This is a genomic window from Actinoallomurus iriomotensis (assembly GCF_030269445.1).
Lineage (GTDB): Bacteria > Actinomycetota > Actinomycetes > Streptosporangiales > Streptosporangiaceae > Actinoallomurus > Actinoallomurus iriomotensis.
On record NZ_BSTJ01000050.1, the window covers coordinates 1 to 255 of the forward strand.

Annotated in this window: 1 rRNA gene; it reads left to right on the plus strand. The window is 54.5% G+C overall.

The features are described 5' to 3' along the window. Positions 1-133: 133 nt before the first annotated feature. Positions 134-255, plus strand: a 16S ribosomal RNA gene (locus tag QSK37_RS51355); the annotation flags it as partial.

Below are 255 nucleotides of genomic sequence, written 5' to 3' on the forward strand. Positions count from 1 at the left end.
ACCAGGCTGGTTGGCCCATCGTCTGATGGGTTGGTCGGTTTGGTTTTGGATTCCTTTGGCAAGAATGATTCTTGCCGGGATTGTTTTTCTCTTCAGGTTTGGCAGTCGCCTTCGGGTGGTTGTCGTTGTGACCTTAACGGAGAGTTTGATCCTGGCTCAGGACGAACGCTGGCGGCGTGCTTAACACATGCAAGTCGAGCGGAAAGGCCCTTCGGGGTACTCGAGCGGCGAACGGGTGAGTAACACGTGAGTAAC